The 13,327-nt window shown below is 57.5% G+C and carries 14 protein-coding genes; 5 read left to right on the top strand and 9 right to left on the bottom strand.

The annotated features are described in order from the left end of the window. The first annotated feature begins 2 nt into the window (after positions 1–2). Positions 3–770: an SDR family oxidoreductase gene (locus PFY00_RS04915; RefSeq protein WP_271431385.1), complete on the top strand. Its 768-nt coding sequence runs from the start codon at positions 3–5 to the stop codon at positions 768–770. A gap of 136 nt (positions 771–906) precedes the next feature. Here PFY00_RS04915 and PFY00_RS04910 read toward each other — a convergent pair whose 3' ends face one another. Continuing rightward, complete coding sequence (locus tag PFY00_RS04910; protein ID WP_271431384.1) at positions 907–1,548, bottom strand: 50S ribosomal protein L25/general stress protein Ctc; 642 nt, start codon at positions 1,546–1,548, stop codon at positions 907–909. Here PFY00_RS04910 and PFY00_RS04905 point away from each other — a divergent pair. Both PFY00_RS04905 and PFY00_RS04900 read left to right on the top strand, forming a co-directional pair. Then, positions 1,547–2,845, top strand: coding sequence for an MFS transporter (locus tag PFY00_RS04905; protein WP_271431383.1), 1,299 nt, complete (start codon positions 1,547–1,549; stop codon positions 2,843–2,845). The genes PFY00_RS04910 and PFY00_RS04905 overlap by 2 nt on opposite strands. Before the next feature lie 87 nt (positions 2,846–2,932). Continuing rightward, entirely contained in the window at positions 2,933–3,877 is a 945-nt protein-coding gene (locus tag PFY00_RS04900; protein ID WP_271431382.1) for a hypothetical protein, read from the top strand. A 107-nt stretch (positions 3,878–3,984) separates the two neighbouring features. Here the strand turns inward: PFY00_RS04900 and PFY00_RS04895 are convergent, their stop codons facing one another. The 5 genes from PFY00_RS04895 to PFY00_RS04875 form a co-directional block, all read right to left on the bottom strand. Continuing rightward, complete coding sequence (locus PFY00_RS04895) at positions 3,985–4,767, bottom strand: ATP-binding cassette domain-containing protein (RefSeq protein ID WP_271431381.1); 783 nt, start codon at positions 4,765–4,767, stop codon at positions 3,985–3,987. Between the two features lie 14 nt (positions 4,768–4,781). Further along, the gene (locus tag PFY00_RS04890) at positions 4,782–5,867 is read right to left on the bottom strand and encodes an ABC transporter permease (RefSeq protein ID WP_271431380.1); all 1,086 of its coding nucleotides are present in this window, start codon (positions 5,865–5,867) and stop codon (positions 4,782–4,784) included. 88 nt (positions 5,868–5,955) lie between these two features. Further along, positions 5,956–6,900, bottom strand: a complete 945-nt coding sequence (locus PFY00_RS04885) for a substrate-binding domain-containing protein (RefSeq protein WP_271431379.1) — start codon at positions 6,898–6,900, stop codon at positions 5,956–5,958. A gap of 79 nt (positions 6,901–6,979) precedes the next feature. Continuing rightward, complete coding sequence (locus tag PFY00_RS04880; RefSeq protein WP_271431378.1) at positions 6,980–7,816, bottom strand: TIM barrel protein; 837 nt, start codon at positions 7,814–7,816, stop codon at positions 6,980–6,982. Between the two features lie 137 nt (positions 7,817–7,953). After that, on the bottom strand, positions 7,954–8,985 hold the full coding sequence (locus tag PFY00_RS04875; RefSeq protein ID WP_271431377.1) for a LacI family DNA-binding transcriptional regulator: 1,032 nt from the start codon (positions 8,983–8,985) through the stop codon (positions 7,954–7,956). Positions 8,986–9,111: 126 nt separating this feature from the next. On the opposite strand from PFY00_RS04875, the gene PFY00_RS04870 reads away from it, so the two are divergent. Next, positions 9,112–10,179 (top strand): fatty acid desaturase family protein, encoded by a 1,068-nt coding sequence (locus PFY00_RS04870; protein WP_271431376.1) that lies wholly within the window; start codon positions 9,112–9,114, stop codon positions 10,177–10,179. Between the two features lie 7 nt (positions 10,180–10,186). On the opposite strand, the gene PFY00_RS04865 is transcribed toward PFY00_RS04870, so the two are convergent. Together PFY00_RS04865 and PFY00_RS04860 are read right to left on the bottom strand one after the other, a co-directional pair. Then, a complete protein-coding gene (locus PFY00_RS04865; protein ID WP_271431375.1) occupies positions 10,187–11,212 on the bottom strand; it encodes a hypothetical protein in 1,026 nt (341 codons plus the stop codon). A 136-nt stretch (positions 11,213–11,348) separates the two neighbouring features. Next, positions 11,349–11,990, bottom strand: coding sequence for a ribonuclease T2 (locus PFY00_RS04860; protein ID WP_271431374.1), 642 nt, complete (start codon positions 11,988–11,990; stop codon positions 11,349–11,351). 139 nt (positions 11,991–12,129) lie between these two features. Here PFY00_RS04860 and PFY00_RS04855 point away from each other — a divergent pair, with 139 nt between their 5' ends. Further along, positions 12,130–12,897, top strand: coding sequence for a DUF1013 domain-containing protein (locus PFY00_RS04855; RefSeq protein ID WP_271431373.1), 768 nt, complete (start codon positions 12,130–12,132; stop codon positions 12,895–12,897). A 69-nt stretch (positions 12,898–12,966) separates the two neighbouring features. Here the strand turns inward: PFY00_RS04855 and PFY00_RS04850 are convergent, their stop codons facing one another. Continuing rightward, a complete protein-coding gene (locus PFY00_RS04850) occupies positions 12,967–13,278 on the bottom strand; it encodes an antibiotic biosynthesis monooxygenase family protein (RefSeq protein ID WP_271431372.1) in 312 nt (103 codons plus the stop codon). Positions 13,279–13,327 lie beyond the last annotated feature (49 nt).

Here is a 13,327-nt window from a genome sequence, read left to right as displayed (position 1 = left end):
GTATGACAGAAAACAGACGCGTCATTATAACCGCCGGAGCCTCTGGGCTGGGCAGAGCCATGGCCGAAGCCTTTCTGCGCGCCGGGGACAAAGTCGCAGTTTGCGACGCCGACCCCGATGCGGTGACAGCAATAGCCCAAGACATCCCCGAAATTCGTGCAGTGGTCGCGGATGTTACGGACAAAACCGCGATGGACGCGTTCTTTGCCGGGCTCGAAGACGACTGGGGCGGAGCAGATGTTGTTTGCTCGAACGCCGGAATTGGCGGGCCCGCAGGGCATATCGAGGATCTGGACTTTGAAGATTGGCGCCGCTGCGTTTCAGTCAACCTCGATGGGGCTTTTCTGACTTGCCGCTGGGCCGCGCGGGTGATGCGCGCCCAAGGACACGGTTTGTTGCTTCTGACCAGTTCGACATCCGGCCTTTTCGGGTTTCCGCAACGCTCACCCTATGTCGCTGCCAAATGGGGGATCGTGGGGATGACCAAGGCGCTGGCATCTGAATTGGGTCCTGCCGGCGTGCGCGTGAACGCGATTTGTCCCGGCGCTGTCGAAGGCCCGCGCATGGATCGCGTCATCGAAATGGAAGCACAGGCACGGGGCGTTGATCGAGACGACGTGCGCCGAGGCTTTTCCGAAGGTGCAGCCCTGCGGCGCTTTGTAACCGCCGAAGACGTCGCGGCCATGGCGCTCTTTCTCGCTTCTCCCGGCGCATCGTCCATCACCGGTCAGGCCATGGCCGTGGACGGCCACACAGAACGATTTGTCTGATACGGCGTAAACTAACTGTGCGGCACTGCACCTGCTAAGGCTTTGGCCACAGATCCACACCACTCAATCGAGAAGACAAAGAAAAACCCCTGCCGGCTGGCAGGGGTTTCCATCAGGTTGCCGATTGGCGAACTGATTATTCTTCGGCTGCGGGTGCTGCCTCTTCGGCTTCTGCCTCGTCCTCTTCTTCGTTCTCAGCAGAACGCAGGCCGGACGGTGCCGAGATGTTCGCAATCACAAAATCACGATCGATGGTCGGCTTCGCGCCACTGGGCAGATCTACCGACGAGATCGTTACAGTGTCGCCAACTTCCAGACCAGTCAGATCGACTTCGATCTTCTCGGGGATGTCACCGGCAGTAACGCGCAGCTCGACTTCTGGACGCACGATGGTCAGAACGCCGCCCTTTTTGATGCCAGGTGCCGTTTCCTCGTTCAGGAACTCAACCGGAATGAAGAGGTTAACCTTCGTCGTGCGGCGCAGGCGCATCAGGTCGAGGTGCGTTGGCAAGTCTTTTACGACATCGCGCTGAACATCGCGGCAGATCACGCGCACGTCTTCGTGGCCCTCAACCTTGAGGTTGAAGAGCGTGGACTTGAACCGTCCGGCCTTCAGGCGCTTGAACAGCGTGTTGAACGGGATGTTGATGGGAAGCGGGTCTGCGTCGCCACCAAATACAATGCCAGGAACCATGCCGTCGCGGCGTGCTTGACGAGCGGCGCCCTTGCCTGTCCCCGTCCGTTCCGTAGCTTCGAGATCAGGAATCTCACCAGCCATGATATATCTCCAATTTGTCTGTCGGGGTGCCTCCAAGGCTGTCACCCCGCGTGAAGCCGTGCGCGTAGACCGGATTGGCCCAGATGGCAAGCAGATTCGCGCAATTTGGCTGGACCGGAACCCCAATGCGTGGCACTCGGCACCCATGACGATGCTGCGTGATCTTTACACAAGCCGCGGGCCTGCGGCGGCCTTTGCTTCGGTTGGGCTATACTGGGGTGCGTTCGGCGCGCTGGTCCCGGATCTCAAGCCGCAGGTCGGGCTGAGCGATGGCGCTTTCGGGCTGGCCATGTTGGTGTCCACCTTCGGCGCTCTGTTGGCCATGTGGCTGGCGCCCCGGGTTGAACGCGCGCTTGGGATCAGAGTTTTGCCGGTGCTGGCCTTCGCCATGCTGCTTGCCTTTCTGACACCCGGTCTGAGTTGGAACGGCGTTACCTTTGCCATCGCGATGACGCTTGCGGCCATGGCATCTGGCACGTTGGATGTTTCCATGAATGCGCGCCTGTCTATCCTCGAAGGGCGGCTGGGCGTTTCATTGATGAACCTGAACCATGGCGTCTTTTCCGTCGCCTATGCCTGCTCGGCCCTTGCCACCGGATTGGCCAGAGAAGCCGGCTGGACGCCCTTCGCAGTCTTTGCCACGCTTGGCCTTGCGACCCTTGCCCTGATGATCCAGATGGTCGCCGCGCCTGTGCAAGATGCCCCGGCGGACAGCGACGCCCCGCCTCCGGCGCGGCTGTCCCCGCTTTTGTTGATCCCGGGAGGGCTGATCATCCTGATCGCGTTTCTGGCCGAACAGGGTACCGAAGGCTGGTCCGCCCTGCATCTCGAACGCGGCTTGGGTGCAGGCGCGGCACAAGGTGCGTTGGGACCGGCTATTCTGGGTATCACGATGGCGATTGGCCGGCTTTCCGGCCACGTCGTTGCGCACCGCGTTTCCGAAGCAATTGTGATTGGTCTTGCTTCTGCACTATGTGCCGCCGGTGCCTTCATCGCGGCGTTTGCTAGCGGTTTGCTAGTGGCATACCTCGGTTTTGCCATGCTGGGCTTGGGCGTTTCCGTGGTCGCGCCGATGGCTTTTTCATGGGTCGGTCGTCTGGTGCCAGAAGACCGCAAGGCGCTCGCAATCAGCCGGATCGCGGTTCTCGGATATGCCGGGTTCTTCGTTGGCCCGCCCATGATGGGCGGCCTGTCCGAAGCCTTTGGCCTGCATATGTCCTTTGCAGCCGTTGGCGCGCTCGTACTGATCATCCCGCTTGTTTTGGTGCCGGTTTTATCCCGGCAAAAATCTGCCTGAGCCCTGACCTCCCCCTCAATGGAATCCGCCTTACGCTGTACGCTGGTGGTCGCTATAGTCGACGCTGTAACTCAGCGAAGTGGCAGGATGCGCAGCAAATCTCATTGTCTTGGCTTGATTGTGGCAGGCGCCCTGATCTGGGTCTCGCCCCCGAGTGCCGAGGCCTGCGCGTTCCATGGCTATACCCCAAATCCGACGTTGGTTGATATCCTGTTGGCAACCGAACAGGCTGTGATTGCTGTTCCGGATGCCGCCAATCCCAATGTCTACAGACCAGTAACAACACTGTCCGGACCCAGTGTATCCGAGCTTCCGATCCCGCCCAGCCAGGGATTTTTGCTGCAGGTGGTCGGACGCCCGGACGCCAGTGTGTTGTTGGCGCGCGACGGCGCCTACGGCCCGTGGCTAGAAGTTGCCGTTCTGGACGACCGCTATCGCGCCTTGATCGAATTGATCATGCAAAGGCAATCAGCATGGCTTTATGGCGACGAAAAAGCCCGCCTCGCGACCTTTGCCAAGCGTGTCAACGATCCCAGCCCCGGAATACGCCGCCTCGCATTGCGGGAACTTGACCGTGCACCCTATGGATCGCTCGATCAGGTACGTGTCCCAAAAATCAAAACACTGCGCCAAGATCTGCAAAACGGCAACGCAGACCTGAGGCCCATTCGCATTTTGCTTGCAGGTCTATCAGGCGATCGCAGTTTCACGCCCTTGCTGTTGGATGGGTTGGACAAGGCTATTGCAAAGGACAAGGCCTATCTCGGCGCTTACGCAACCGCCTTGATCGAGCTTGAAGGCAAATCCGCGGTGAACGACATCATCGCCCGCCACCTTCAAAACGACGCTTTGCCTAGTCCGGTTCAGGCAAAACTGCTCGAAGCTTTGGCCATCCAGTACAAAACAGCGCCTGCCGCGCTCCGGCGATACATCGCCCGTGAGGCTGCAAAACTCGTGCGTGCCAAACCAGAACTCGCGGATATGGCTGCCCAACAGTTCGGATTCTCGGACGGCTGGCGGATCACCAAATAGAAAAGACCCTGATCGTAAAGGGCTGTGTTTCGTCCCGATCAGAAGCGCATGGAAAAAGCCGGACACCTTGCAGCGCCCGGCTTTGCTAAACTTGGTGCTGTTCTTGCTCAGGCCGCGTCTTCGTAGCCTTCTTGTGTCTTGGCACCCGTGATATAGGCCACCACGTCTTCGCCCGTGACATCTTCGTTCTTGATATCAAGATTGGCGCAAATGCGGCCACGGCGGAACACGACAACCCGATCCACCAAGTCAAAAACCTGACGCATGTTGTGGCTGATCAGGATCAGCGGCTCTCCGTCCGCCTTGAGCTGGCGAACGATGTTTTCCACCTGCGCAGTTTCCTGCACACCCAACGCCGCTGTCGGCTCATCCATGATCGTCAGCTTTGAGTGGAAGGACGCCGTACGCGCAATGGCCACACACTGCCGTTGCCCACCTGACATATATTGGATCGTGTTGCGGATGTTGGGGATCTTTACCCCTGTCTTTTGCAACGCATCCAATGTGTCCTGCCGCATCGCCTTGTAGTCGAGAAAGCGAAACGGCCCCAACCAGTTCCATTTGGTTTTCTCACGGCCAAGAAACAGGTTGTCGGGAACATCCAGATGGTCTGCCAATGCAAGCGTCTGGAACACTGCCTCGATGCCTGCTTCGCGTGCATCAAGCGGTCCGGCAAAGTTGACGGGCTGGCCATCAAAAATGACCTCACCGCGTGTGCGTTGTTCCACGCCTGTGATCTGGCGGACAAAGGTGGATTTACCTGCGCCATTGTCCCCCATGATCGCCACATGCTCGCCCTTGCGCAGGACAAAGTTGGCATCTTCCAAGGCATGCACGCCGCCGTAGTGCTTGGTCAGCCCACGGGTTTCGAGAATGATATCTTCACTCATGATCTTTTGCCCCTCTATGATCGCGCCGAAGCGCTACGCTGACGCCATTGGTCAAGTACAACCGCGCCGATGATGATCCCACCCATGGCCATAAGCTGATAGAAAGCATCGAGCTTGATATAGGTAAAACCGGACTGGATCACGCCAAAGACCATCGCCCCCAGCACCGTACCGATGATCGACCCACGGCCGCCGGTCAGGCTCACGCCGCCAATGACGGCCATGGCAATGGCGAACAATTCATAGAACTGTCCCATGCCTGTCTGTGCCGTCAGGTTCTTCGAACTCAGGATGATCGCCGCAAAGGCCGCCAGCATGGACGCGATCATGTAGACCATGACCTTGTGGCGTTTGACGTTGATCCCCGACATACGCGCCGCAGCCTCGTTGGAACCGATGGCATAGGTGTGTTTGCCATAAACCGTATATTTCAGAACAACGTGGAACAGCAGCGCCAACAGCAGGAACCAGAAGACCGGCATCATGCCAGATCCGAGCCAGGCAAACTGATCGGTCGGAAATGAAACAGGCTGGCCACGTGTCCACCACTGCGCGATACCGCGGCAAATCAGGAACATGCCCAGCGTCGCAATGAACGGTGGAATCCCGGTGAATGCGATGAGCGAGCCGTTTATGAGCCCGATAAAGGCCCCGAATAAAAGCCCGACTAATATGGGAACCAGAACAGGCAGATCGAAGGCCCAGGCCCCGAACACCGCTTTTGGATTCGGGTTTCCATTCACCAATTCCGTTTGGGCAAACGACATAACGATCATCGCCGCGGCGCCGACCAAAGGCCCGGATGACAGATCGATCCCGCCCGAAATGATGACCTGCGTTACGCCCAGCGCGATGATCCCGATGATTGAGACCTGCAAGATAATGATCTTGATGCGCGCAATGTTCAGGATTGTACCATCCCGCTTTGTGTTGAAATCGAACAGCATCGACTGGCCCTTCATGTAGGGCAAAAGCTGTCCGAGCGCTTCGAAGACCAACACGATGATGATCAGCGCAAAGAAGATGTTTAGTTCGTTTGGCCAGGCTTTTTTGGATTTGTCATATTTCAATCCACCGATGCCGTCGGAATGATTGGACATATTTGCACTCCTTGCGTCAGGGCATGTCCGCGTTGATCAAAAAGGCAGAGCGGTCAAAACCGCTCCGCCCGATTTTTCAGAACTCAGCTCAGTTCTTGTTGAGGAAATCCGCAACGTTGCCGGGTGTTACCAACTTGAACGGAATGTAGACTTTCTGGTCCAGCTCTTCGCCACGCGACAGCGCCAGTGCCGCATCAACAGAGCCGGAACCCTGACCGAATGCGTCCTGGAACACGGTCACGTCCAGATCACCCGCCTGCATCGCAACCAGCGCGTCCTGCGTTGCGTCAACACCGCCGACCTCGACATCAGCCATATCGATGCCCGAAGCCTTCATCGCCTGAATTGCACCGATCGCCATTTCGTCGTTGTTGGCGATGACGAAATCAAAGTCTTCGCCGGACGACAGCCAGTTGGTCATCAAATCCTGCGCCTTGTCGCGGGACCATTCGGCAGTCTGACGGTCGATGATGGTCATGAAGTTACACATGTCCATGCCGATCACGTCGTCGATGTCCTTGGTACGCTGGACTGCAGCCTGGTTGGAAAGCTGGCCCATCAGGATGTAGCCCTTGGCGCCGCCCGCTTTGCCTGCGGCACGCAGATTGCGGCAGATCTGGAAGCTTTCCAGTGTGCCGGATTCGATTTCGTTGGATGCAACGAAAGCCTGATTGTCTGGCAGTTCGTTAACGTTGATTGGCTCACGGTTGACGTAAACCAGCGGAACACCGGCTGCTTCTGCTGCGGCGGTCATCGCCTGCGTGGCCGATGTATCAACAGCGTTGACGATGATCGCGTCCACACCGGATGCAACGAAGTTGTTGATCTGGTCCAGCTGCTTGGCAACGTCGTCCTGGGCATCTTCGACCTGCAGATCAACACCATCGAGGGACGCGGCGTGATCTGTCATGCCGTTGCGCATGACGGTCAGAAAGTTGTCGTCAAAACGCGCAATCGAAACCCCAATGGTTTCCGCCATTGCAGTTGTGCCCATCAAGGCGCTCAGGCCTGCAGCGACAAGAATTTTCTTCATGGTAGTCCTCCCAATCGGGTGCCGGCTCACCCTTGTACACATGCCGGATGCCCCCACAGGGGCGGGTTGAAAGCCCCTCTCAGAAAGCATTGACCTTCAGAGAGTTGCGGATGAAATCGAATGAAGCGGCCAGTGATTTTTCTGGATCGCTCAGGGTATGAATGCTGGGTGCAAACGCCTCGACCGAGATTGGTCCGGTATAGCCGCCATCAATCAGAGCCGTGATTTGCTGGATATTGCCGAGCCGGTCTTTGGCATCCACCAAAACGCGATTTTCGTCTTCCAGCAGGTCTGCCGGCACCACGTGATCTGTCACACCCGAGATATGAACTAGCTTCGTATGCTGCGGAAAAAACTGGTCCTCTTCGGCCAGAAAGTGGTGGAAAGTGTCGTGCACAATTCCAAAGTGGTCCGTGCCGCCAACAGCTTCGATTGCATCCACCGCTTCGGTTTTGAAACGCAGCGACGAACGTGGGAACCCCAAAGGTTCGACCAACGCCGTCATCTCTGCTTCCTCAAGCAGCGGACGAATTTCTCTGAGCGCGATACGAAGATTGGCCTGCCGTTCGCCGTTGCCCTGACCCGATCCGTCATTGCGAGGGATCAGGCTGATTGTTTCGGCGCCGATTGCCTTGGCGATCTTGATCAATGCGCGCACTTCAGCGGCCATCGCATCGGACCAAACGTTGAAAGGGTAAATCTGGCTCAGCCCCAAGACGCGCAGTCCCATTTCCTCGGCACGCGTTGCGACATCGCGAAAGGAAGAGCCATCAAACAAAGGGCGCCCAAGATCATTGCGGAACTCGACGCCCGCGCAGCCAAGCGACTTGGCAAGATCGAGCACGTCCTGCCAACGCAGGGAAGGCACCGACATATGATTGATTGCGAAAGGCACCATGCCTTTTCGTCCCCCCATTTGGCGCGGCACCTTTGCGGCGTCTAAAGCGCGTCACTGCCGTTCAGTTGGGGTTGGCTGGCGATTCTGGTCAATCAAGGCTGAGATTTTTACGTCACGCCCGAAAGATTCCGCCGGTCAGAACTGATACTTTTGTATCAAAGGAATTCCGGCAAATGCAGTCGCGGATCCAGAAACAACTGCCCACGCGGGCCACTGTCAGGGTCCGCAGAGACCTGCGCCATAATGGCGACCATACGACGACAGATCGTATCGAGTGGGGTTCCGATAACCAACGAAACATACCCATCCTCCAGCGCTGCACGCGATTCCGGCGTGAGTTCATTGACCACCATGTTGATCTTTCCGGGAGGCCGCTCTTCCCTGAGTGCGGCGATCGCGCCTTCCATTCCGCCACCGGCGAGATAGATGCCGCGCAAGTCGGGTTGCCGGTCCAAAAGCTCCAGCGTCGCTTCGTAAGTCAATTGGCGTGTTTCGAGATTGACCAATGTGTCCAGCAGCTCAAACCGCGTGTCGGTTTCACGAAACTGAGTGCGAAACCCAGTTTCCCGCAACTCGTGCCCATGCCACCGATGGCCGCCAACAAACAAGGCGATCTTGCCCGGCTGTTTGATCGAAGTCATCAACATCTGCGCCGCTCCGCGCCCGATCTTGAGATTATTCATACCTAAATAACAACGTCTTAAACCCTGCGCGAAATCAGAAAACAGCGAAATGCACTCAACGCCATTTTCAGCCAGTGCTTTCACTTGGTCCGTTACAACATGATGGTTGACTGCGGTAGCGGCGATGCAATCTACCCGCTGGCCCAGTTCCGCAAGATGCGCCGCGACATCCGATGGCGCCTGCGATGGCGAAAAGACAATCTCGGCTTCGACGTTCGCCGTCTGGTGCGCTTGGGCGGCATGTTCGATCGCCCGAACCACATTCTGATAAAAGGCTTGCTTCTGTTTGTGCAAAACAAACCCAAGCCGCACTTTGGGGCGATCATCCCGCGTCTCGCGAACCAGCAAGCGACGACCATGGTAGCCCACTCGCGCCGCCGCTTCGGTCACGCGTTTTACGGTTTCTTCGCGCACCACCGAACCACCGCCGACAACCCGGTTCACGGTCGCAATACTGACACCCGCCTCTCGGGCGACATCACGCAAAGTTGGTCGACGGGCCATGACACGCTCCTGATACAAAGGTATCAATCATGCATCTCATTCATGATACATCAAGAGCTGAAATTTCGGTTAGCTCTAGGCGTGGGCACAGATCCCTTGCTAGCAATAGCGACAGGAGGATCTGCCATGGCCAGTCGCGACTATTCCCTGTGTGGGCCCGATGGACAAAAACCCAAGGACTCGGCTCTGGCTGGCCAGTCGTGGTACCGAACCCCAATTCCACGCGACAAGATGCAGGCACTCATGCAGCGCAGTGATCAGCCTGCTATTCGAGATACCGTGATCCTGTTTTCAGCCATGTTCGCGTTCGCACTGATTGGCGTAAGCCTGTGGCCCAGCCTTTGGTCCGCTCCTTTCTGGCTGGCCTATGGTGTGCTGTATGGATCGGCCATGGACAGTCGCTGGCATGAATGTGGACACGGCACTGCCTTCAAGACCAGCTGGATGAACAACGCCGTTTATCAGGTCGCCAGCTTTTGCATGGTTCGGAACCCGGTCACATGGCGCTATAGCCACTCACGCCATCACAGCGACACCATCATCGTCGGGCGCGATCCTGAAATACAAGCCATGCGACCGCCTGATCTGCTGAGGATAGGGCTAAATTTTCTGGGTATCCTTGATGCCCTCAATGGCTGGCAAAGAATGCTCTTGAATGCATCGGGGCGACTGGATCCGGAAGAGGCCACATACATTCCGCCACACCGACACGCCGAAGTGATCCGCGTCGCACGCATCTGGACCGCGATCTATGCGGCTACACTTCTTTTGGCACTGGTGATCGGCTCAATCCTGCCACTCATGGTGATCGGCCTGCCCCGGCTCTACGGCGCATGGCATCACATGCTGACCGGCGTTCTTCAGCACGCCGCTTTAGCCGACAATGTTCTGGACCATCGCATGAACACCCGGACGGTCTATATAAACCCGATTAGCCGCTTCATCTATTGGAACATGAACTACCACATCGAACATCACATGTTTCCAATGGTGCCCTTTCACAAACTGCCCGCGCTGCACGCAGAAATCGGGCATGATTTGCCTGCGCCAAACCCGTCAATGATTGATGCCTACAAGGAAGTCCTGCCGGTCCTTTGGCGGCAGTTGCGAAACGAAGATATCTTTCTCGAACGGACGTTGCCCGGAACAGCGACCCCTTACCAAGCTGGACAAGCGCATCCCTTGACCAGTTGACCTTGTGTCAGTTGCCGCAAATACCCTGCAACCTGACCCAATCGCCATCGCTCAGCACCTCTCGGCTGGCCCGCCCGGCCAAAGGGTCGGCCTCGATCAACGCCAATGTGCTTTCGCCTGTGATGTCACGGGCAAAGGCATAGGGCGTGCTGCGCAATTCGGCCGTTTCAAAGGCAACCAGCAGCGTGTCGATCTCTGGCTCGGCCGTGGGTCGCAACAACATATGTTCGGCGTAGGCATCCAGGGCTTCGGGCGGCAATATGCCTGTCGTCAACAGACGAAGGCTGGCCAAAAGACCCGCGTGGTCCAACAAATCGGTCAACGGGTCGTGCTCGGATGCGCGCACATGCTCAGCCAGCACATATCCGGCTGCCACGTCCGGATCTTCGTGATCTTCCACAACGCTGCGGGCCAGCAGGATCAAGTTGCCCGGCAAATGCGCGCTTTCGCTGACCCCTCCGGGCAAAACAACCACGGAGTCCGCGCGTGTCGGCCCCAAGATCCGCTGTGACAGTCGCGCAAGAGATCGTTGGGCGTCTGGCTGGGAACAGGGCTGACCGCTGACACGGGTCAGGCGATCCAGCAACGCATGTCCAATTTCGGCCCGTTTGACTGGCGGGACGACGTTAACCGTGTAGCGCTCCAGCGCGCCCGGCAACCAGAATATACCGATTGCGGCAATCGCCAGAACAAACCCGAGCCCCAGAACAAGCCGCAAATACCCGGGCCGGGGGCGGCGTTTTTCGATCGCTCGCAGCAATTTGTCGATTCCCTGCGCCATCTCAGCGCTGTCTTCGCCCAGTTCCAGTGTCTCACCGGGATCACCGTCGGGATGAAAAATTGCGGGCATCTTGGTGCCGTTGGCCCGGACGACGGCCCCCAGCGACCAGTGGGCCAAAGGCAGGCCCGTTGTATCCGACAAGGTCAGTGTCGCCTCACCCAGTGACACGATCACTTCACGACGTTGATCCTCGGGCTTGGCGCGCCAGAGCCCGGTGCTTTCAAGTCGGTCAAATTCCTTAAGTGCGGTCATGCGCTGCAATCATGGGGCTGCTCTGCCTCTTTATTGTCTAACCGTACCACGCGGGCATGCATCCGGCAATCTGGCTGCCAACGGACACCGATTTGCGAAACAAGCGACACAGAGCAGTGGCCACGGTGTCGCCGCTTTACCGGATTGGATCGAAGAGCGCGTCTTTCATTGAACAATCCCGCACCACGTCTCGTCCGCATGGAACCGGCTCAAGATCTTTGGACAGACAAACCCGGGCTTCCTGAATGCGCCCGGCCTTGCACGTGATGGTCAACATGTCTGGCTCAAGCTGCGGATTGTCCTTCAGAAACGCTTCTTCGACCAAACTGGCCGGCAGTTTCACTGCCTTGTCCAATTTGCGGAAAACCGCCGGACGATTGATGCCTTCATAGGCACGACGCGCCAGAGCATAGTAGTCACGCGGCGAAAGACCGGAACAACTGCCATGCTTGCGCCATTGGTACCAAGCCAATCCCGACGTCCCCATGATGTCCGCCATTCCAGCCGTCATCGACCGTGACGGTGGCCGCTCGGCGCTTTGGCAGAACGACGGCCAACCTTGATGGAACTGTGGCCAAAGGCCATGCATCACCCATCCGAAATCCGCACTGGCATCGCATTGGGGCGACTCACGATCATCCCCTTCGAGCGCACACCACGTTGGCGACCAGCTGAGCGCGAGTACATAATAATCAAAATCACCGGGCCGCTCACCTTCTGCCTGCGCCACGTGTGGGGTCAGGATCAGGCTAAAAAGCAGGCTAAAAAGCACGCGCATTTTCTCTTTCCTCTTTGCTTCGCGGTGACTATATACGCGCAAGGTTTCCCGACAACGGCAACTTGCTCTGCCCCGCCAGAGCGGCTCAGGCCCCCAAAGGCCCGGGCAAGCGAAGAAGATATGCATAGGAGACGACCCAATGGCCAAGCTGCTGCACCCAAAGGCAACTGCCGTCTGGCTGGTGGATAACACCACACTGACTTTTAAGCAGGTCGCCGACTTTACCGGTTTCCACGAACTCGAGATTCAGGGCATCGCTGACGGTGACGTCGCCACAGGTGTCAAAGGGTTTGACCCCATCGCCAACAACCAGTTGGAACAGGCTGAAATCGACAAGGCGGAAAAAGATCCGCTCTACAAGATGAAGCTCAAGTTTAACGCGGCGGCCCGCGACGAAGACGTGCGCCGTGGCCCACGCTATACGCCATTGTCAAAGCGTCAGGACCGCCCCAACGCGATCCTGTGGCTGGTCAAGTTCCACCCCGAATTGACAGACGGTCAGATTTCCAAGCTGGTTGGCACAACCAAGCCGACGATCCAATCGATCCGCAACCGCGAACATTGGAACATCAACAACATGCAGCCGATTGACCCGGTTGCCTTGGGCCTGTGCAAACAATCCGAACTGGACGCTGCCGTGGCCAAGGCCGCCAAAAAGGTGGACGCGGTCATGTCTGATGATGAACGTCGCAAGCTTGTTTCGACCGAGCAGAGCCTTGGCATGGATGCGGAACCGCGCATGCCGACCTCCATCGAAGGCCTTGAAAACTTCAGCCTGTCCGATCCCCGTGGTGACGATGAAGAAGAAGACACTCGGACAGACAGCGATTTTGCTGACGCGGACAGTTTCTTCAACCTGCCTGAAGGTGGCAACGACGACGACGAAGAAGAAGACAACAAAGCCTGATAGAAGGCTTCTGTCGAAAAAGCCGGGCTTTTGCCCGGCTTTTTTGTTTTCTGAGTATTTGCTCTGGGTTCACTCCAGAACTTGTACAGCTTCGAACAGTTCCAGTTCCGGCGGGCCGAGGTACATATGCCCAGAGGACTTTGCGCCACCATGCGCCGCGCGGAACGCTTCGGATTTCGTCCAGTTCAGAAAACTCGCTTCGTCCGCCCAGACGGTGTGCGACGCGTACACAATATGATCTTCCGCCTCGGGGCCCTTGAGCAAAGCAAAACTTCGAAAGCCCTCGACAGAATTGAGATGGCTGTCACGGTTCTTCCAAAGCGCCTCAAAGGCATCGGCTTCGGATTTGGTGACTTTGAAACGGTTCATTGTCAGATACAACGCGGTGCCACTCCCTTGTGAATTGCGCCTGATACAGCCTAAGTAAGGC

Origin of the sequence: Thalassococcus lentus, from assembly GCF_028023555.1 — a bacterium.
Classification (GTDB): Bacteria; Pseudomonadota; Alphaproteobacteria; order Rhodobacterales; family Rhodobacteraceae; genus Thalassococcus_A; species Thalassococcus_A lentus.
The sequence above is the reverse complement of the archived record's forward strand: the minus strand, read 5'-3'. Positions and strand labels throughout refer to the sequence as shown.